The sequence below is a fragment of the Bacillus cereus group sp. MG1 genome, from assembly GCF_040460035.1.
GTDB lineage: Bacteria > Bacillota > Bacilli > Bacillales > Bacillaceae_G > Bacillus_A > Bacillus_A cereus.
This window is the reverse complement of sequence record NZ_JARVGY010000001.1, coordinates 5,153,404-5,175,686: the sequence shown is the minus strand read 5'-3', so window position 1 is coordinate 5,175,686 and position 22,283 is coordinate 5,153,404. Positions and strand designations below refer to the sequence as shown.

The following is a 22,283-nucleotide window of genomic DNA, read 5'->3' as shown; positions in this document are numbered from 1 at the left end:
TTTTCATTTTTTATAATTTGTAATCACAAATTGTTTGTATTGGATTTTGAAGAATCGTGTTGATTAACCCATGGATGTGATTTAATATTTCCTGTATTTTCTCTGCTTCATATACCGTTTGATCATATCCAAACTTTATTGTAAGTCTTTCTTCAGGGAAGCACATAATTCCATACTTTACATGTGGCTCATCAACAACTTCGTAATCCGTGATAGCAAAATGTCTGTTTTCATTTGAAGAAAAGATTGCTGGATTAGTTGGATAGTTTTCAAAAACCCAAAGATGGTCAGTCAACTCAGTTTTTAATTCACTTTGCTTTTGTATATCAACAAATGAATAGTATGCATACTCATTACATTTCAATGTCTCTAGTTGTACCTTTTGCAGGAAGTCCACAAAAGATTGCGTTTCTGTCCATGCTAATCGGATAGGCAAAACATTTGTGAACAGACCGAACATATTTTCAATTCCTTCTACTTCGGGAGGTCTGACTGATACTAGATTAGGCAATACTACTTCTCTCGTTCCGTTGAATTTGCCAAGCAATATTCCCCATACAGCTAGTAATGCCGTATTCATAGTTATATTATTTTTAGTTACAAATGTCTGTAACTGATCAGTCAAATCCTTGTCTAATGTTAAATCCATAAAAGTGAAGTTTAACCCTTCACTTTTAGATGGGACTTTCTTTTTAGGAATACTAATTTTCTGATTGTATCCTGATAAATAATCTCGCCAAAAATGACGTGCTTTCTCATGATCTTGTGCCAAAGTCCAATCTATAAATGTTTCAAAAGGTTTTACCATGGGTAACCCCGCCGTAGTTCCGGCATTTGTAGTTTCGTAGAGCTGGAATAATTCGTCTATCAAAATGCTGACGCTCCAACCATCACATAATAGATGATGGGAACTCCAAATTACTTTATGCTCGTTATTACCTAGTTGGAATATACAGAGACGTGTCATAAGTTCATCATTTTTAAATCCTCGACTTAAATTTTCATTCATCCACTGTTTTAGGAATTCTTGCTGTTCTTGTTTCGTCATCTCAATCAAGTTTTTTATTTCTGAATTTATTTGAACATCATATAGAACAGCTTGCCAAGGTTTTGCTTGTTCATCTTGCACAATTATTGTTCTTAAAGAATCATGACGATCAACTAATTGTTGGAAACACTGAATAAAGAGTTTAATATCCAGCTCCCCCTCAAGTGCCCAAATTGTTTGTTCAAAATATGCATTTGTATCAGGTTCATTCGTAGCATGCTCATAAATAACTTCCTGGAAAGGTGCTAACGGGTAAATACGTTCTATTTTTATATCCGGCATTTTTTCTTGTATTTTGTTAAGTGTATGTTGATTAAGTTGTTTATCTTTAACATTTAGTAATGTAGCTTTATTATCGTTCATTATGTTTACATCATTTGTTTGTGAACTTGAAAACTGGTCTAGCTTTTTAACAAATTGAACCATGTCCCTTAATATAGGAAATGAAAATATATTTTTTGGTTCAAGCTCGAATCCTTGTCGATACAGTCTGACGGACACTTGAATCGCTTTTATCGAATCTCCACCTAAGGCGAAGAAATGATCATTTACTCCAACTTGATCTATTTTGAGTACTTCTTGCCAAATACTAGTTAATATTTTTTCCATTTCAGTTTTTGGGGCAATAAATACTTTATTTTTTTGTTTCTCCGGAGTAGGGAGCGCTTTTCTATCTAATTTCCCGTTTGGAGTCAGGGGTAATTGGTCCAAATAAACAAAATAAGAAGGAATCATATAATCTGGCAAGTGATCTCGCAAATGCTTTCGTAGTTCTGTTGTACTAATATTTTGCTCAGTTACCACATATGCAACTAAAAATTTTATTCCGTTCTCATCTGTTTGATCAATTACGACAGCATGTTCGACTTGTTTATAAGTTAGAAGACAATGAGAGATTTCTTCTAACTCTACTCGATATCCCTGAATTTTCACTTGGTAATCTTGGCGGCCTAAAAATTCAATATATCCCTCAGAATGCATTTTTCCACAATCTCCTGTTTTATATATAAGACCAAAATCAGGATGTGACACAAACGCTTCATTTGTTTTCTTTTTATCATTTACATATCCTTTAGCAAGGCCCACTCCCCCGATATATAAATCTCCAATTACACCAACAGGGCACATTTTCTTTTCATAGTTCAACACATAATACGTTTGGTTTGCCAAGGGCATCCCGTATGGAATACTATTCCAATGTGATGCCACCTGTTTGATCGGATAATAAATTGACCAAATCGATGCTTCTGTTGCCCCTCCTAGTGAGACTACTTCTGCAATCGGAAAATGTCGTTTTATTTTTTCTGGTAAAGAAAGCGGAATCCAATCTCCACTATGTAAAACTAAACGTAAAGAAGGATATTCAAAATGAGAACCTACTTGCTCCAATGCCAAATCCATGATTGCAGGCACTGTATTCCAAATTGTAATCCCTCTACGTTCGACAGTGCGGATTAATTCTTGCATGTCTCTCGGATCACGAATCATTACTAACATTGCACCTGTGCTTAAAGCTCCGAAAATATCGTATACAGATAGGTCAAAACACATGGAAGAGATACCAATAATACGATCATCTTCATTCACCTCATATTTTTGATTTATGTCTTGAATAGTATTTGTAACCGCTTGGTAAGTAATAATTACTCCTTTTGGTTTTCCTGTACTTCCTGAAGTGTATATAATATAGGCAATATCTTCTGGACCAGCAATAGCGGGCATATCTTCTGTTGTATAAAATGACAAATGATTTTCTTCATAAAGACTAGGTTCTAATAAAAGCTTGCATGAGCTATTTTTTAAAATATATGTTTGGCGATCTAAAGGATGATCGGGATCAATCGGAACATAAGCGGCACCTGATTTTAAAATACCTAACATATTAACAATTGTGTCAACTCGCCTTTTTGCTAAAAGACCCACTTTGTCACCTAGACCAATACCTTGCTCTTTTAAGAAGTGGGCAATTTGATTAGAACGTTTATGAAGTTCCGAGTATGTTAACCATTCTTGTTCAAATACCACTGCTACTTCATCCGGCGTACGTTTTACTTGGTCTGTAAATAATTGATACAGAGTAGTTGAAGGTATTTTTTCTGTTGTTTCATTGTATTGCTTAATTAGAGTTTGATCCGATTCTTTCATATGCAAAGATGTTATATCGCTTTGTTTCACCAATTGTTCCAATAAGTCAACAAATTGGGAAAACATTGCTTCTATTACATCAACATCAAACAACTCTTCAACATAGTTCCAGCTAATTAATAACTCTCCATTTTTTTCAATTACTACATTATCCAAATACACTTGTGGAGTCCGAGCATGAATATAGCGAAGAGAACCAAGTTGTTCCCAAGAGAAAGCACCTGCACCTGCTAACATCGAGGTGAAAACGATTGGCATAACTGCTTTTGGCGTCATCTGATGATATCGAGTAAAATCTCGAATAAAGTTAACTCCATCGTAATGACGATGTTCAAGGCCATCTAATAAAGTAGCTTGCGTTTCTTTTACTCTAGTAAAGAAAGTTTGCTCTGGTTTTACATCAACATCCAATAAAATAAGTGATGTGAAATCTCCAACAATCTGTTCTACTTCATCATGAACAGGATAACGGTTAAATACAGTCAAGTTAATTGCTAATCGACGTTGATTACTCCAATATGCCAACACATCACCATATATTGTACAAAGTAGAGCGGAAGGCGTTACCTCTTTCTCTTGTGCTAACTTTCGTAGCTTTGTCCATTTTTTATTATCCAGGATTTTTGTAAGTGATTGGAATTTAGGAGTAGCAATCTCTGCTGGATCCTTTTTTAACAGCAAAGAAGGTGCAAACGGAAAGTCAGGAAGCTTACTTGTCCAATAATCTTTTGCTGTTTTATATTCTTCGCTTTGTTCCATTTCATCATAGATAAACATATAATCTTGAAAATCAAAAGATAAAGATTCTAATTTTTGATTTGGTTTATAATAATAATGCAACAAATCCTGTCCAACAATGTTCATGCTTGCTCCGTCCATTAATAAAGCATCGTATCGAAAACATAATAAATACGTGTCTTCTTTTAAAAGAAAAGCTTTCAATTCAAACAAAGGCCATTGCCCCAAAGGGAATACATGGTTAGTCATTCGAGAACGCTCTTCTTGTAAGCGAGCATGTTGATTCCTATCATCTAAATCTATGAGACTCACTATTTCAATCTCGTAATCAGGAACGCTTTGTAATATTTGCTGTTTTCCCTCTGGTAAAATTACAGCTCGCAACATTGGATGACGATGAATTACCTTTTGAAAACTTTTTGAAAGACGATTGATATCCAATGCTGTTTCATATTCAAAATATGTTTGAGGTGAAATACCGCTTAATTCAAACTGTGAATTCCGTCCTATCATATACGCTGTCTGAACTTCTGTTAAGGAAAATGGCTTAGACAAATCTTTAACATGAGTTGGTCTACTTTCAAGGTTTTCCTCTTTATGCTCTAACTTTACACAAGAACTCAATTGAGCGATTGTGGGGTGCTTAAAAAAATCTGTTGTACTTATTTTTAAGCAGTCTTTTCTTAATAAATTAATTACCTGAAGTGCTTTAATAGATTCTCCTTTTAATGCAAAAAAATTATCATGAATACCGATTCCCTCAATCTCCATAACTTTTTCCCATGCACGCACTAATTTTTGTTCAATTTCATTGCGCGGAGCAACGTATGGAATTGATACATAATCCGTTTGTGTTATATCCAACAATCTTTTTCTATCCACTTTTCCATTTGGATTCAATGGAATCTCTTCTACCTGAATCATTTTTTCAGGAATCATAAACTCAGGTAATTTATCACTTAAATATTTTCTGATTTCACCAAAAGACACCTTGTTATCCGATACATAGTAGGCAGCTAATAATTTCCTATTTCCATATACTTGATCAACAACGATAGCCTGGTTTATTTCTGGATATTCCCTTAATTGAGTTTCGATTTCTCTTAATTCAATCCGATACCCCCGAATTTTCACTTGATGATCCATTCTACCTAAATATTCAAGTTCTCCATTAGGCAACCAACGAACGAGATCACCTGTATGATACATCATTTCCCCTGCCGCAAAAGGACTCGGTACAAATTTTTCATCTGTCAGTTTATTTTTACCAAGATACCCTCGTGCTACCGCTACGCCAGCAATGCAGAGTTCACCAGGAATTCCAAATGGTTTTAATTGGCCATACTTATTCAATATATAGGAATGATAATTCGGGTTAGGTTTGCCAATCGTAACTTCTTTGGAAGTGCTCAAGTCTTTTACTGTTGCGCAAATGGTTGTTTCTGTGGGACCATAAATATTTAAAATTGTTGCTTCACTGATACAACGAATTTTTTCAACCAAATCAATGGAAAATGATTCTCCTGCTAATAAAATAGATTTTAAATCTTTTAGAAAAATCGCCCCTTCTGGATCACTCAAAATCACTTCCATTCGCGATGGCGTTGATTCCCATAAATCCACCTTATGTTTTTTGACCAAATGAGACAATTCTTTTGTTGCAAACTGGTCCTCTGTAGCAATTACTACTTTTGAACCTTGCGTTAAAGGAAGACATATTTCTAACAAGGAAATATCAAAAGATACACTAGCAAGAAACAAGAATGATTGATTAGCTTTTACTTTTTCTCTCATTACATTTAAAAAATGAACTAGCGATTTTTGTTCTATCATTACCCCTTTTGGATTTCCTGTCGATCCTGATGTGTAAATAACATAAGCTAAATCATTAGGATTATGTTCTCGAACTAAATTACTTTCTTCACCTTGAAAAAGATATTCTTTATCAAGATACAGTACTTCACCTGCAAATTGTGGCAATACTTCCTCTGTTCGCTTACTAAGTAAATATTTTGCTTGACTATCTTGTAACATATATTCAATTCGTTCAGTTGGGTAGTTAGGGTCGATTGGTAAATACGCTGCTCCTGCTTTTAAAATCCCCATCATACCAATAATCATTTCTAATGACCGATCTACCATAACACCAATAATACTTTCTTTTGAAACACCTTTACTTTGAAGAATAGAAGCCAATTGATTCGCTTTCTTATTCAATTCTCTATATGTCAAAGATTGATCATTACAAACAACAGCAATTTGATCTGGAGTTTTTAATACTTGCGCTTCAAACAAATCTTGAAATGATTGAAACAAGTCTATGCCCGTTTGAAAAGTATTCAATCCTTCTAACAACTCTTTTTCTTCTTCTGCAATAATACAAATATCTTTCAATGCCAAATTCGGATTTTGTGAAACTTGCTTTAAAACATAACAATACGAATTGGCAAACTGTTGCAAAGAAGAGAATGAACGGGACTTGCAAGAAATTTGAAATTCAAATTCATTATGTATTTCATTCCATTTTCTTCGTATCCATAGGGCTAAATTATTCTCTGCGTATTCTTCTAGCGAATTTTCATTATGTAATCCTTCCATCCCGATTACAATTTGAAAAGGAGTTAAATTGTGTTTAACTAATAATTCAGAGAGCGGATACTCCTGATTTTCATACCCGAATAAAGTCGTTTGTTCAATCTCATTTACTAATTGTTTAAAGGTGTGATGCGGCTGGATTTCACTTCCTAAAGGAATCAACTTATTAAGATTCTCACTTTGTTCAAGATTCTTTTCAATTATAGGAATACCAATAGTAATTCTTTCTTGATCTGTATAATGTGCCAAACAAACCCTTAAAGCGGCTTGAAACCAGCTAAATAATAATAAATCTTGAGACTTACTTATTTTTTGTATACTTTTACTAAATTCTACATTCACTATGACTTGAACGTATTCACAAGGTGTTTCTTTATTTAGTTGGTAATCGCTATTAAATTTAAATACAGAAAAATCGAGAACCTCGGAAGATAATTGCTCCTTCCAAAACGCTTCTACTTCTTTATTTTCATGAATCGAACTTCGATCTTTAATGTGCATTTTTATCTTTATCCCCCTAATATTCATTTCTTCTACTCGTTAATTTTCAAGCCAACTTCAAGCCCATGGAGAAACACTTGATGACTATCCAAACATAAAAATTGCTGAATATCTTCAAATTTCATATGACCAACTGAACAAACCCCTAAATTTAATGTCTCAGCAACCATATTTAAGGTAGCAGTGATAATGCCTGACTCAATACAAGCAAATAAATATCCATCTGAACCGTATTTCGGGATGGAAGCGTTCGCATTATAAACCAAATAAACTGAGAAGGCAGATTGAGTAAATAAATCCTGATTAATTAACTCATGATCACTTTTGATTACTTGATCAATGTTGTTTACAATCACAAGACTATTTTTTGATGGGTTATAATAATAAAATCCAGCTTTCATATCCTCTATACGTTTTGGTTTTACATAAACAAAGATATCAATGGGATAGAGCCCCCCTGCACTTGCGTAATGATAGTATATTTTTTCTTCCCTAACCTGTTTTAGAGTTGATAAGAATCGGGAAAATTCCGAAAAACTAATATGTTTTTCCATATCAAATTGACGACAAGACCTACGTTCCTTGATTATAGTAGGTAGCTCATTTGTTGTTTCAAGTTGAATTTCGGTCGACCGTGCAGCAACGTGCGTGCGATTTAATTGTTCACTCATATACTTATCTAACTTTTCTTTAGAAAAGCGAATCTGGTTGCTATATGGATTTGAAAAAATCTTTTCTTGTGAAGAAAATACTTCTCTTGGGTGTAATATGTTACTTACTAACACACGATTTTTTATCATGAGCTCTATGTTTTTGTGTGTCTCTTCTACATTTCCTAATGAAAAGCGCTCTACTAGTTCACTGATTTTCACACCTTTTTGAGCCATAAAATAAAAATCAGGAAACCACTCAGACAGAATACCTGTAAATCTCATTTCCCCGATCAAAACTTCATTATGCAACTTCTCCCAATGCTTAATCGGAGACCAGTAATAAATTTTCTCGCTCATATAACCCTCCATAAACGTTTAACTTATTTTTGAAATGCAATTTTCTAATTTACAAAAATTTTTTCGGATTCTGCTCCTTGTCTCATAGTGATTATAAATACATGCACTTTAACGAAACTTGAAAATAATGAAATAACTTTTTCTTCATTAAAATTTTTTATTTCATCATAAAAAATGATTTCTTTTTGGATATTTCACATCCTTTCCCATAGTAATCCTATAAGGTATAAACCATTTATAACATTGAGAATATTCATGTATTTCCAATGTGAAATTATTGTAATGGATTGGAGAGCGGTTGAATATAGTTATTAAATCAAATAATGTTGAGAAAGTTTTATTTATTATATCGATAAAATTTTATGATGTAATTTATTACAAATAGATTAAGAAAAGAGTTTTAAATTTTTCTTAATCAGTTAGTGTGAAAATATCACATACTATTACATACAATCGAGTTACTTACATTTCATATTTAAAATAGAGAAAAGACACCTTGAATGGTGTCTTTTCTCTATTTTAATTCCATATACTTTTTACGCCTTTGTTATTTTTAAACGATTTGTAGGAATTAATACAACTCTAACATCTAGTTCGTTATATGTTCGAATATATAATAAACATTATATAAATTACGAATGTATTTCAGGTAATTTTATAAATAAACTCAAAGATATCTTCTCCTCCTACTGTCACAAAAGAAATAATCTATTGCTTATTTCTTTTATTAAATTGTAATATAATTACAGTATATGAAATTATATTACATTAACTTTAAAAGCGAAGTGAGAATAATCTTCACTTCGCTTTTTTCATTTGCAATCCTTATTAAATTTGCTCAATGCAGTATTTATTTCCACATTCTTCGTTTTTATTTAATCGGTTTCTCTGTTTTTAAGACAAATGAACTTAATGCAGGAACTTTAATTTTATTGTCATGGACAACATAAAGTGGTTTACTTCCCGCCTGCTTGCCGTCTACTAGTACTTTCCAAGGCCCTTTCGATGGAAGTGTTATTTCAACAGCTTCTCTATTTGCATTGTGAGCCACTGTAAAGTATTCATTTTTATTCCCCTCTATTGTATAAGCTACAGTATTTTTCGGAGCATCAATAAATGATACATGTGTTTTTATTTGCTCTGCAGATGTCATTCGAAAAGCTGAGTACTTTTTGCGTAATTCTATTAAACCCTTCATATAATCTACTTCATTATTAAACGTTGCACGGCGCAGCCAATCCATCTGGTTAATTGAATCTGGAGATTTGTAACTATTATAATCACCGTATTTCGTCCGCATAAACTCTTGCCCTGCATGTAAAAATGGAATCCCTTGTGATGTTAATAAAATTGAAGAAGACAATTTGTGCATTTGTTTTCGCATTTCTTCACTGTCACCTGGATTAGTTAACTCAAGTTTATCCCATAATGTATGATTGTCATGTGCTTCCACATAAGTTAATACCTGTTCAGGATCTTGATAGGTAGACGAATTTGTATCATAGTCAATACCTGCTGTAATGCCTTTTTTAATACGATCTTCCATGTTTTGCTTTCCATTTACAAAACCATTTTCCTTTTCCTCAAATACACTACCTTTCAACCCATCACGTATATTATCGTTAAAATGAGCAATCCCTTTCATTTTCTCTGCATTTTTTTGATTTGCTTTCAACTCAGCTGCAAGAGGTGTATTTAAATCCCATCCTTCTCCGTGTAGTATAATAGAAGGGTCAATTTGATTAACAGCTTTACGTATTTCATTCATCGTTTCATAATCATGAATACCCATTAAATCAAAACGGAATCCATCTAAATTGTATTCTTTTGCCCAATATGTTACGGAATCTATCATAAATTTCCTCATCATTTTTCTTTCTGAAGCAGTATCATTTCCTACTCCAGTTCCATTTGCAAATGTTCCATCTTCATTGTAACGATAATAATAACCTGGAACTAACTTATGAAAATTAGATTCAGCAGCATTATACATATGGTTATATACTACATCCATCACTACTCGAAGATTATTATCATGTAGTGTTTGAACCATTTGCTTTAATTCAGTTATTCGAACAGTTGGCTCATAAGGATTTGTAGAATAGGAGCCTTCTGGAACGTTGAAATTTTTAGGATCATATCCCCAGTTATATTGCGGTTCATTTAAAGTCTCTTCATTTACTGAAGCATAATCAAATATCGGTAAAAACTGAACGTGAGTAACACCAAGGTCCTTTATATGATCAAGTCCTGTTTTTACACCTCCTGGCCCTTTTGTTCCTTTTTCTGTTACACCTAAATACTTCCCTTTCTGTTTAATACCACTTTCAGGTTGAATGGAAAGATCGCGTACATGTAACTCATAAATAATAGCATCTTCCGGATTTTTAAATTTTGGCTTTTTGTTTGCTTTCCATTTTTTCGGATTTGTTTCTTCTAAATTAACGACTGCACCTTTATCGCCATTTACAGAAGCAGCACGCACATATGGATCAACCGCTTCAGCCCACTTATCACCAATTTTGACCTTATACGTATAAAAGAGCCCTTTTTGGTTCCCCTTTAGTTCTGCTGTCCAAGTTCCCTTTTCACCTTGTTGCATGTTTATTTCAGCACCTATTTTATCGTTCCAGTTTTTATATGTAACTAACTTCGCTTCGCTTGCAGTAGGAGCCCATAAACGGAACTTTGTATGTTGCGGAGTATATGTATTTCCTAAATCGTTGCCACCATAATAAAGTAAATTATCAAATTCTTCGCTACGAATGACTTTACCAATTTCAGTATTCGTATCAGCTAAGTTTTCAATTTTAACTTTGTATGTTTGTTTTAAATCAATTTTCTGTTCCGTAATTATTTTAACCTGATTAGTAATATCTCCACTGTTTGTATCATAAGGAGTAATATTTTTAATTTTAATGCCTTCAATTTCAATTTTCTTTTCCTTAATATGAAACGGGACATTAGTCGTTACAGTAATTTCATTGAAACTATCAATAGTTGCTTTTTGAATTGAGAGATCCGATGAAGGCTTAGAGTTATATACTTTTTCATCACCCGAAAGAATCCATACTTCAGCACGACCGTCCTTTATATTTTCAATCCAACGATCCCCACCATCTTTTTCCCATTCATTTGTTCGAACTATAAATCCTACACGATTATAGTCACCGTCTATTTTTATCTTAGCGTATTTTCCAAATTCATCTTCACCAGTAAATTCATAAGATGTACCATTTGCATTTTCTCCCCATAACCAAAGATTCCAGTCTTTTGTATTTCCAAGCTTTTCTTTGTAATGAATGATAATTTCAGTTGTTTTCGAATTTGAAACTGCCTTCACACTCTGAAAAGAGAAAACAGATGATAACATAATGATTAAAGTAAGTAATAAAACTGTTTTGTTAATTAATCTTTTTGTAATTTGCACCACATACACCCTTTCTTCAAATATTACTAACGATTTATTATGCTTTCACTGAATAAAACTGCTTAAATTTATCTAGAAATCTCTTTAACTTCACCTCCATATTGGCTATTTTCACGTATGTATTTCAATGACCTTTTAATACGAAAGCGTTTGCATTAACGCTTAAAAAAATAGATTTGTTTATGCCTTCATATATTTGTAAATACTAAAAGATCAGGGAAATCATTTTAAAGCAATCGTTTGTTATCGCTTTCATTTTATAGACTTTCTATCAAGAGGTCAATATATTATTAATTTTCTGTTTTTATACACTTTAAACCTTATTGATTTGTCACTACTTCTTAAAGAGAAAGCGCCTCATTATTGCTTAGTCAGTTTATTTTCAATAATACATTGCTATGAAAAAAACAGCTAATATCCTTAAAATGACATTAGCTGTTTTTCATAATGTATTAATATATGAATGAGAACTATATTTCTAAATTACTTAATTTTTGCTGCATCAAATGCTTTTTGAACTGCTTGAACTTCAGCTGTATTCGCACCATATTTATTAGTTGCCACTCGAATACATGCTGATCTCAATTCTTTGAAATTAGAAGTCATGTTTAACTCATCTGTATTTGCATAATAGAAAATATCAAACATTTTATCTTCACCAATTCCTTTAACAGTTACTCCGTTATGAGTTCCGCCTTTCGCAATGAGATACGCAACTTTATTAATAATACTTGAATTAAAATGAACACCGCCTTGATCCCATCCATTAAAATCGTTAAATTCACTGTAATCATCTGGATAAGGTACTCCAAGTGAAGATGGAACAGAAGCTGGGTTTTCCATATCACGGAAAACAGATCCCGTTTGTTCTCCCATTGTCCAGTTGAATTTTCCATTATTTACGTATTTCTCAATAGATGTTCCCATAATATCAGATAATGCCTCATTAATCGCACCGGATTCTCCGTAATATTCAAGATTAGATTCGCTAGAAGTAACAGCGTGTGTAAATTCATGTCCAGCTACGTCATATGCTTTAACAATAGGATCGCCATATACAAGCATACTTCCATTATTAGCACTTAATGCATTCTGCCAATTTTTCGGATCATTCGTCTCTTCAGAATCCCAAGCGTGTACAACTGAAACTACTTTTTGTCCTTTATTATCAAAGCTATTACGCTTGTATTTATCTTTATAAAAATCAAATACTTTTGTTGCTAAGTAATGAGCACTTACTGCTTTCGGATCGTTAAATGTTGCCGAAGTACTAGTCGCTAATGTACCAGGATAATAGCTTTCTTCTTTAGTAATATCTCTGTAATTCACATCATATGTTTCAATGCCTTGCCCTCTTGTATAATCAGCAAGAGCATATTTGCCATTACTTTGTTTAGAGATACCAAATGAACGAGAAATACCCAAATCATCTTTTCCTGTTCCAGTTAATGATGTAAGACTGCTTTGTTTACTTTTCTTTAAAGCTCCAACTAGTTTGTCACTGGCTTTTAAGTTAGATTCTTGTACCATATTTTTTAACATATCACCATTTTGTGCATTTACTAAATAAGTACCAGAAACATAGTTTGGTGTTGCAGCTTCAAAGGTAACTTGGTATGCATTTTTAGCTTGTCCATTATTTTCATCAACAAAAATAACCTCTTTAACTTCTGGCTCAGAAATAAACTTGAGATCGTTCCCGTACTTCGTATAAATAAATTGTTTTGCTTCATCTTTTGATAGATTAATAGGTTTTTTCAATTCTTCTTGTTTTAAATTTTGTGCGCTATCACCTGAAACACTTTTAATAACACCATTATTATCTACGTGTGCAGTTAATTGATGGCCATATACTTCTTTTCCTTCGTATGTTTGTTGCATACGCACAAGTGTAGTTCCATCATACGAACCACGTTTTTGAAGAACTTTATAATCTACTCCTGCTTCTCCATTGACTTGTTTTTGGGACAGAGCTTGCTCTGTTTTCTCCTTAAGTGCATCCTTTACTACATTTTCTGGTGCCTTTTGTGACGGTTGTATAAGTTCACCCGAACGGAACGATTCCTCTTGAATTTGGACTTGTAGTTGATCTGTTTCCTCTGCATGACCTACGCCATATGGTGCCACAGCTGTTAAAGCTAATCCTGTTGTTAATGCTACCTTAGTTAATGTCTTTTTGTTTTTCATTATTTCACCTCGTATAATTTTTGAAATAGAAAGCTTGTACAAAGTATACTGTCTATTTTTGTCGGAAAAAAGAGAAAATACGAAATTTATGTAATATTATGCAAAATTACATAAATTGTGGTCAATATTATAAATAATGAACGGAACACATATGTACATTAATTTGAATAAAAGAGAATCCTTATAAACGCTCATCCAATTGGTTAGTTATTAATTATCTATATTCATTCTAATAAAAGTATACTTACATCTAAATAACAACATAAAAACCCACTCTTTACTATTGTAAGAGTGGGTTTAATGCTATTAAAATAACAATTACTATAAGAAACCTTATAATTTATATTTTTTTAGTAATCCTATTAAGTTTTTTATAAAATTCACCTTTTGTCTTTACATGATTAAACTCATTTGGATTAATATTTGCTTTTTGTGAGAGTGCTACAATTTCTTCTTTTGAAATTGAGTCTTTCGTATTTATAGATGCTATATTTGTGTATTTTCCGTCTTCTGTTTTTGGAATTTCTAAAATCCCTTTATTCACGAGATCAACTACAGCCTTATGCTCTGAAGAATGTAAATCTACACCAGTAATTTTCCAATTACGCATAACTTTTGGAGTGTATACACCATTCTTTACCTCTTTTAAATATGTAATAGCAAGGTTACGAATGGTTCCGCCTGTTTCTCCAAATGCATTCTCTTGTTTAGATGACCAAATTTGTTCAAACTTACGCCCCTCTAAAGCTCCCCCTTTTGCCTGAAGAGCCTCCATTCTATATGCATTCATTCCTAGCGTCATAACATCGCTCATTTTGATTGGTTTGTTTGTACGAATAGAGCGTAAATTTGTAATTCTGCTTCCATATGGTTTTGTTAAGTCAATTTCGTATTTTACGCCTCCAAAGAAATCGTTCGTACTGTATTTAGATGCACGGCGGGTTTTATCAAAGCTAACGGTTACATCTCCGGCACGAGATGAGTTAAAATATCCTGCTGCCCATTCCATATAGTCTTTTAAATCTTTTCCAGAAATCTTATATACTGTAATTTCTCCCAAGGCATATTGGTAATTGTACGCAATATCTTTTTTCTTAATAGGACCTGTATCTAAACGGGCATAATCATTATCAATTTGATGGGCTACTACATCTGCTTTACTGTAGTAGAGCATGACTTCATGAAAGAAATCTGATAAAGGTGTTTCTTGAATCTGAACACTTGGAATACCCTTTATTTCATTTTCAGGAACAAGATTTCTACCCTTTAATTGAGCGACTACAACATTTGCATCTCCTCTCGCATATTCGTGAAAAGGTGTTAATGTTTCTTCAAGTGTAGGATCAGATAATATCGTTGTTCCATCAGCATTTTTTACAGGTATAGCGGTAGCAGTTTTATTTTTTAAAGTCAACTTCCCATCTTGCTTTGTAAAAGTAAGGTCAATACGTGAAATATGTGTTCCATATTTATCTGGTTCTGTAATAATTACGCCATTTACAACTTCTTTTTTTACAAGTTTATGCATGTGAGCCGCAAAAATAGCGCTTAGTTCCGGACAAGCATTTGCAATATCTTGAACACCAGTACCAGGGATACCATTCTCATTTTCTAATCCCATATGCATAACTCCTACCATTACATCTACTTTACCTTCTAATTCCTTAATTGCCTTTTTCGTCTCTTCTACCGGATTTTTCACCACTAAACCCTCTAAGTGATCTGTCCCTTTTTCAAAATCACTAATCATTGGTGTATTCATACCAATAATCCCAACTTTAATTCCACCTTTTTCTACAATTGTATATGCAGGAAGAAAGCGCTCTCCATTTTCCTTATAAATATTTCCTGCTAACGTTTTTCCCTTATATTGCTCACTAACTTTTTTCAATGTATCTAATCCAAAATTGAATTCATGATTTCCAAATGCCCAGGCGTCATATCCCATTGTATTCATCGCTACCATCATTGGCGATTGTGGTTTATCGTTGAATAATTCTACTGAGTTTCCTTGAATTGTATCCCCAGCATCTACTAATATGGTATTTGGATTTTCTTGACGGACCTTCTTTATAACCGTATAAAGCTGCGTCAAACTTCCACTCATATTTGCTCCATCAAGCGCATAATCCCAAGGCATAAATCTACCATGAATATCTGCAGTACCTAACAATGTGATATTAACTTCAGATTCCTCAGCCTTAGAGATAGATGGTTTGACTATTACTGCTGTTCCAAGCAGTAATAGAATTACAAAGTAACATACATAGTTCTTCCATTTCATTTTTTGCATAATAATAATATTTCTCCCCTTTTTGTACTTTCATAAAGTTGCTTGAACTTTAAAAATGTAACTTATTATTCAGGAAACTTCAACTACAAAAGATAATTTTGAAGGTGGTTCTGTTGCAAAATAAAGAGAATAAATTGCATACATCCCCTAACAGAATTGTATTTTATCGTTTCCTGACAGAATACCCCTTCCTTAAGCGTGTGAAGAGTACTTTCAAAATAAGGACATATCATTCATCATCATAAAATCATTATTTCAATTTACTAAAATTCGCATATAAAATATGTTATGATGATTATTTTTTTGAATTTCATTGTCGAAGTATTTCCTTCTCAATGAAAATACTTCCAAAAAAATAACCCCGCTCTTCATTTAAGACGGGGTTACACTTATACAGAAAATCGGATAGTTTCATATTTTCTTAAGCTTATTGGTTACTTTCAACTAATTTCATTCTATTTTTGTTTTCTTCTGAATCAATATGAATCAACCGTTTTCCCTGTTTATAATACGCATCAATAAATAGGGAATGATTTTTACTTTTCAATTTCACAAAGTAATTTTATCTCTTTTATTTGTGAAATATGACGCTGTTCATGTAAATAAATCAGTTCTATCCACTGATCAAGGGATAATTCTCCAAGAGCTGGATGCATCACTGCTTTTTTCGCTAATATAGACTCATCTTCTATTGTACTCAGGAAACGCATCAATTCTTTTCTTGATTCGTTTAGCGTATTGAGCATTTGCTCCACTTCAAATGGTTCTATACTTGGTTCAATCATTTCTGGAGCTATAAACTTTTTCGTTCTATCTAATAAAATAGTGTGAATTTCTTTACGCTCATTTTGGGTACTATCTAACTTTTTTAATCCTGATGAAATAACTGTTATAACTCTCTCATCTAATAAAACTAAATGATGACAAACTTGTGCAATACTCCATTTATCCTTATCTGGTTTCCTATTAAATTGAGCATCACTCAACAAATTAATTTCCTCAACTAATTGATCTCTCGTTTTATAAAACTTGTCATTTACAAATGTATCCATGTGGATTCTCCTTTCATTGCAACCTACATACTTAAATTCCTACGCTAGAAATATTATCTTCAAAAAAAGTTTTTCTTTCACTACTATTCCAATTTCATTTTAAAGCTACAAATGAAATTATTTGTTTTTTATATCTTTTTAATTGGCACAAATAAATTAACCTTTAACTTTCCGTCTAGATCTTCAGCAACATTATTTAAGCAAAACTCTAAATTATCTCTATCATAATCTGCATCATACTCACTATTTGGTAGCCACTCTGCATACATGTATTGATACGCTTCACTTAATTTATGAGGTTCATCATAGAACTGGTATAGACCATATGTACCTCCATCTAATCTTTTAAATTGCACATCATGATGCTTTTCTTTATCGAAGTTTTCAGGAATCGTAACACATGCATCATGCCGGCACTTATGACTTGCAACAAGTTCAGGATTATCTAATGATATTCCGATAAATGATTGCTCTGGTGGATAAAGTTTATTTTCAATTGACCAATTCAGTAACTTTCCCCAGTGATCTTGTGGTTCAAAGTAGCTACCAGTTCGTCTTATATATGCTACTTCTAATGGTGGAAATTTTTTTATAAAAACTTTCATTTACATCTTCTCCCCTATAAATATGTACACTGTTTATTTAGCTTTCTTTAAATATTTATTCCTTCTTAAATAAAAAGAATCCTCTAATCACATGAATTTTAATTGAAATACAATTGATTACTATTACTACTACTAAAGTAGTATGTACTTTCATACTTTTATTTGATTTTAAATTCTTTTTAAATCGATATATTAATTGTAAGAAAATAAAAAGGTGGAGGATTTTAATTGATTAAAGGAATATACGAAGCGCATTTACCAGTATAATGTCCTATCAATTTATCATTAAATAAATGTAAAAAATAACCCTATTTATTCATTTTTAATGCGTATGTATGTACATTTGTTAATTTATTCGATATATTATGGGTATTGAATGATTACGTGAAGTGTATAGGTCGCTTATATAACACCTTATATTTTTATATCCGTGAAAACTACAAAGTGTATGAAAATCCATTTGTCAAATGAATTTAGTGCGGAAGGAGGTTTGTGGTTACTTCATAGGGTATAATAATCAGTTTTTTACTGATAAAAATATAGGAGGCGACATAATGTTTCGTACGATTTCAAATTTCATGAGAGTAGCTGAGATAAGAAGGAAAATCCTTTTTACACTAGCGATGTTAATCGTTTTTCGAATTGGCACGTTTATTCCAGTTCCTCATACTAACGCAGAGGTATTAAAAGTACAAGATCAAGCTAACGTTCTAGGTATGTTAAACGTATTTGGCGGAGGAGCATTGCAACACTTCTCAATCTTCGCTGTAGGTATTACACCATATATTACAGCTTCCATCATAGTACAGTTACTACAAATGGATGTTATACCTAAATTTTCGGAATGGGCAAAGCAAGGAGAAATGGGCCGTAAGAAATCAGCTCAATTCACTCGATACTTTACAATCATTCTCGCATTCATACAGGCCATCGGAATGTCTTATGGCTTTAATAATATAGCAGGTGGACAATTAATAACAGATCAAAGCTGGACTACATACTTATTTATTGCGACAGTTTTAACTGCAGGTACTGCATTTTTACTTTGGTTAGGCGAACAAATTACCGCTAACGGAGTTGGTAATGGTATTTCGATGATTATCTTCGCAGGTCTCGTTGCCGCCATTCCAAATGTTGCAAATCAAATTTATTTACAACAATTCCAAAATGCTGGCGATCAGCTATTTATGCACATAATAAAAATTGTTTTAATTGGACTCGTAATTTTAGCGATAGTTGTTGGTGTTATTTACATTCAACAAGCTGTACGTAAAATACCGATCCAATATGCAAAAGCTGTTTCAGGAAACAATCAATATCAAGGAGCAAAAAACACTCATTTACCGCTTAAAGTAAATAGTGCTGGTGTTATACCAGTTATCTTTGCTTCTGCATTTTTAATGACGCCGCGTACAATTGCACAGCTCTTCCCTGATTCAAGCGTATCAAAATGGTTAGTTGCAAATCTTGATTTCGCACATCCAATTGGAATGACACTTTATGTCGGTCTTATCGTTGCTTTCACATACTTCTACGCATTTATTCAAGTAAATCCTGAACAAATGGCTGAGAATTTGAAAAAGCAAAATGGATATGTTCCTGGTATTCGTCCTGGTAAAGCAACTGAACAATATGTAACTAAAATTCTATACCGTTTAACATTTATCGGTGCAATTTTCTTAGGTGCTATTTCTATATTACCGCTCGTATTCACGAAAATTGCTACGTTACCACCTTCTGCTCAAATTGGTGGTACAAGCTTACTTATCATTGTCGGTGTAGCACTAGAAACTATGAAGACGTTAGAAAGCCAGCTTGTAAAACGTCATTATAAAGGCTTTATTAAAAAAGTGAATTAATTATTAAAAACACAGTTGGTTATTTTTCCAACTGTGTTTTTGATTTTATCAGTCCTGTAACATACAGGGCTATTGCTTTATTAAATTACATCTCCTTCTCTAATAACCGCCCTTTTTTGAAATAAGTCCGTAGTGTTGAACGATTGGCCAAAAATACACCAATCAATATAAGACAAGCCCCCATTCCCATTGTAGGATTTAAAGGTTCTCCTAAAATGATATATCCCACAATTATTGCAATTAATGGTGATACATATAACCACGTCGATGGAAATACTGGATTTGTTTTTGATAAGAGCCAGTAATATAATCCGTGTCCACCAATCGATCCGATAAATATGAGATATAAAATAGGCCATTGCACACTCCATGAAGTTAATACGGTTACATTTGGTTGTTCTACAATAATAGATGCGATTAGTAGTAAAATCCCTCCATAAAACATTTGAATACCGTTAATAAGAAATGGTGATACATTTGATAAATCTGACAGTATTTCTTTCGAACGAATAGAGCCTATTCCGTAAAATAACTCCCCTATAACTAACACAATACAAGCAATACTCCATATGAAACTTACTTGTTGATGCATTCCTGGTAAAGAAACAAATATAACACCTGCTAGTGCAATAACTAAAGCAACGAGTTGTTCCATTTGTAATTTCTCCCTATCCCTCTTTGCTTGTATTAATAAAATCATCATTGGTCCCGTAGCAGAAAGAACAGCAGCTAATCCCGAAGAAATATATTGTTCTGACCAATATAAACTTGCGAATGTCATAAATGTTAAACAAAATCCAGCATACATAATGCGTTTTGAAAATATATGTGGCATAATTTCTTTTCGCTTTAATTTAAAAATAATCATAAGGATTATGCCCGCTAAAAAGAAGCGAATTCCTGCTGAAAACAACGGTGGCGCCCCTGCTTCAATTCCAATTTTTATCGTTAAAAATGTTGTCCCGAAAATAATACATACTAAAATGTAATTAAAAATGACCATTTTGCTTCCTCCTTTTTACTCTTAGAATGAGTATAGAGGCTATGGTGTATAACAGTGTATCGGTACATATAACAGTTACTTCAAGTTGTAGTTGATTCCCTATATATTTTTCGCTTTAATTAAGTTAAAAAGAAAAATAGGTGAACCTATGAAAATTGTATTGCGTAAAGAAACAAACATACCGTATTACAAGCAAATATATATGCAAATTGTTGACAGAATACAAAGTGGTATGCTTTCACATGGTGAATCTCTTCCTTCTTTACGTTGTATGGCCACAGATTTACAAATCAATGTATTAACAGTTCGTAAAGCGTATAAACAGTTAGAAACGAAAGGGTATATACGCATCGAACAAGGAAAAGGTGCTTACATATATAAACGGGTAAAGAAAGATTTCAAACCAATTCCGTATAAATGGCAACAAATGAAAACGATTAATGTTATGCGTTCTCAATATGCAATGAATAAGCACCGTAAATATTATAATTTTTCACAAGCAATTCTGTATCCTCGTCTGTTACCAAATCCATTTTTGGCAGATGAAATGCATAAATTGCTGGATAAAAATCCGATGTTGTTAGCAACTTATGGGCCAGTTCAAGGCGATTATGAATTGCGAGTTGAAATAGCAAATTACTTAAATGAACACCAGAAATTAGTGACAGACCCATCTCAATTATTAATTACAAGCGGCGCACAACAAGGAATTGATTTAATTGCTCAAACATTATTAAAACCTGGAGATATTGTATTAGTAGAAAGTCCATGTTACAGTGCTGCGCTTGATATTTTCATCAATAAAGGTGTTCAAATCATTCCCGTTTCTCTTGATAATCATGGAGTTCGCTCCGACTTAATTGATGATATTTGTCAAAGTAAAAATCCCGTTTTATTGTATACGAATCCCACCTTCCAGAATCCGACAGGTACAGTAATGAGTAAAGAACGAAGAATGGAACTTATAGAACTATCGGAGCTATATCAATTTTTTATTATTGAAGATGATTCTTTCGGAGAAATATATTTTGAGGATGCTATAGTCCCGCCCCCAATCAAAAGTTTTGATAAAGATGGCCACGTAATATATATAAAAGGATTTAGTAAAACGTTAGCACCAGGACTGCGTATCGCAGCACTTATTGCCGATGGCCCTATTTTTGAATGGCTATATGCAGTAAAAGGTTCGATGGATATCGGTAGTCCTTTATTAACACAGAAGGCACTTCTACCATTTTTACGTGCAGAACGTATGAAAAACCATTTAGAAAAATTACGTACAGCTTTACAAATGAGACGTGATTTAACAATTGATATATTGTCGCCATTAAAAGAACTACACTTTGAAATACCAAATGGAGGTTTTAATTTATGGGTGACACTGCCTGATTCGATAGATCCCTTTACCTTATTACAAAAAGCAAATGAAGTAGATGTCTCTTTTTTACCAGGAACAGCTTGTCTATTAAATTACGAAACAAATGATAACCAATTAAGAATTAGCTATTCAATGTTAAACGAGAAAGATATGGAAATTGGATTAGAAAAATTACACGATACAATACGAAACAGTATTTGTTAGAAGTAATATCACAATAGCTAACAATAGCTAACAATAAATAATACTCGAAAATGAAAATGTATAGTATGGGATATTATTTATTGTTGAGCTTTTTCGTTATTCTGAACAACCGGTTTTAAAACTTGTCTTTCTTTTAATTCTTCAACAATACCATATTGATCAATAACAATTGCTTTCATTTCCTCTCCTCCTTGCTGTTTATTTTAATAACATACAATTATTTCTCAAAATTTTT

General features: G+C 32.9%; 10 protein-coding genes. 2 read left to right on the top strand and 8 right to left on the bottom strand.

All coding sequences use genetic code 11. The annotated features are described in order from the left end of the window. Window positions 1-10 precede the first annotated feature (10 nt). From QCI79_RS26980 to QCI79_RS26950, 7 genes are all read right to left on the bottom strand, one after another. A complete protein-coding gene (locus QCI79_RS26980) occupies window positions 11-7,027 on the bottom strand; it encodes a non-ribosomal peptide synthetase (protein WP_000547609.1) in 7,017 nt (2,338 codons plus the stop codon). Window positions 7,028-7,059: 32 nt separating this feature from the next. Beyond that, window positions 7,060-8,037, bottom strand: coding sequence for a SagB/ThcOx family dehydrogenase (locus tag QCI79_RS26975; RefSeq protein WP_001290955.1), 978 nt, complete (start codon window positions 8,035-8,037; stop codon window positions 7,060-7,062). Between the two features lie 871 nt (window positions 8,038-8,908). Then, window positions 8,909-11,467 carry a type I pullulanase gene (gene pulA, locus QCI79_RS26970; protein ID WP_021727603.1) on the bottom strand — a complete coding sequence of 853 codons (2,559 nt, stop codon included), beginning with the start codon at window positions 11,465-11,467 and terminating at the stop codon, window positions 8,909-8,911. Between the two features lie 483 nt (window positions 11,468-11,950). Continuing rightward, a complete protein-coding gene (locus tag QCI79_RS26965) occupies window positions 11,951-13,654 on the bottom strand; it encodes a M4 family metallopeptidase (RefSeq protein ID WP_021727604.1) in 1,704 nt (567 codons plus the stop codon). Window positions 13,655-13,994: 340 nt separating this feature from the next. Further along, on the bottom strand, window positions 13,995-15,947 hold the full coding sequence (locus tag QCI79_RS26960) for a bifunctional metallophosphatase/5'-nucleotidase (RefSeq protein ID WP_001171086.1): 1,953 nt from the start codon (window positions 15,945-15,947) through the stop codon (window positions 13,995-13,997). A 536-nt stretch (window positions 15,948-16,483) separates the two neighbouring features. After that, window positions 16,484-16,999 carry a DinB family protein gene (locus tag QCI79_RS26955; protein ID WP_000379376.1) on the bottom strand — a complete coding sequence of 172 codons (516 nt, stop codon included), beginning with the start codon at window positions 16,997-16,999 and terminating at the stop codon, window positions 16,484-16,486. A gap of 128 nt (window positions 17,000-17,127) precedes the next feature. After that, window positions 17,128-17,604 (bottom strand): AraC family transcriptional regulator, encoded by a 477-nt coding sequence (locus QCI79_RS26950; protein WP_000862353.1) that lies wholly within the window; start codon window positions 17,602-17,604, stop codon window positions 17,128-17,130. A gap of 554 nt (window positions 17,605-18,158) precedes the next feature. On the opposite strand from QCI79_RS26950, the gene secY reads away from it, so the two are divergent. Next, a complete protein-coding gene (gene secY / locus QCI79_RS26945; RefSeq protein WP_000490135.1) occupies window positions 18,159-19,463 on the top strand; it encodes a preprotein translocase subunit SecY in 1,305 nt (434 codons plus the stop codon). An 85-nt stretch (window positions 19,464-19,548) separates the two neighbouring features. On the opposite strand, the gene QCI79_RS26940 is transcribed toward secY, so the two are convergent. Next, a complete protein-coding gene (locus tag QCI79_RS26940) occupies window positions 19,549-20,466 on the bottom strand; it encodes a DMT family transporter (protein ID WP_000234328.1) in 918 nt (305 codons plus the stop codon). Between the two features lie 148 nt (window positions 20,467-20,614). On the opposite strand from QCI79_RS26940, the gene pdxR reads away from it, so the two are divergent. Further along, the gene (gene pdxR / locus QCI79_RS26935; RefSeq protein ID WP_000706793.1) at window positions 20,615-22,048 is read left to right on the top strand and encodes a MocR-like pyridoxine biosynthesis transcription factor PdxR; all 1,434 of its coding nucleotides are present in this window, start codon (window positions 20,615-20,617) and stop codon (window positions 22,046-22,048) included. The last annotated feature ends 235 nt before the right edge of the window (window positions 22,049-22,283 follow it).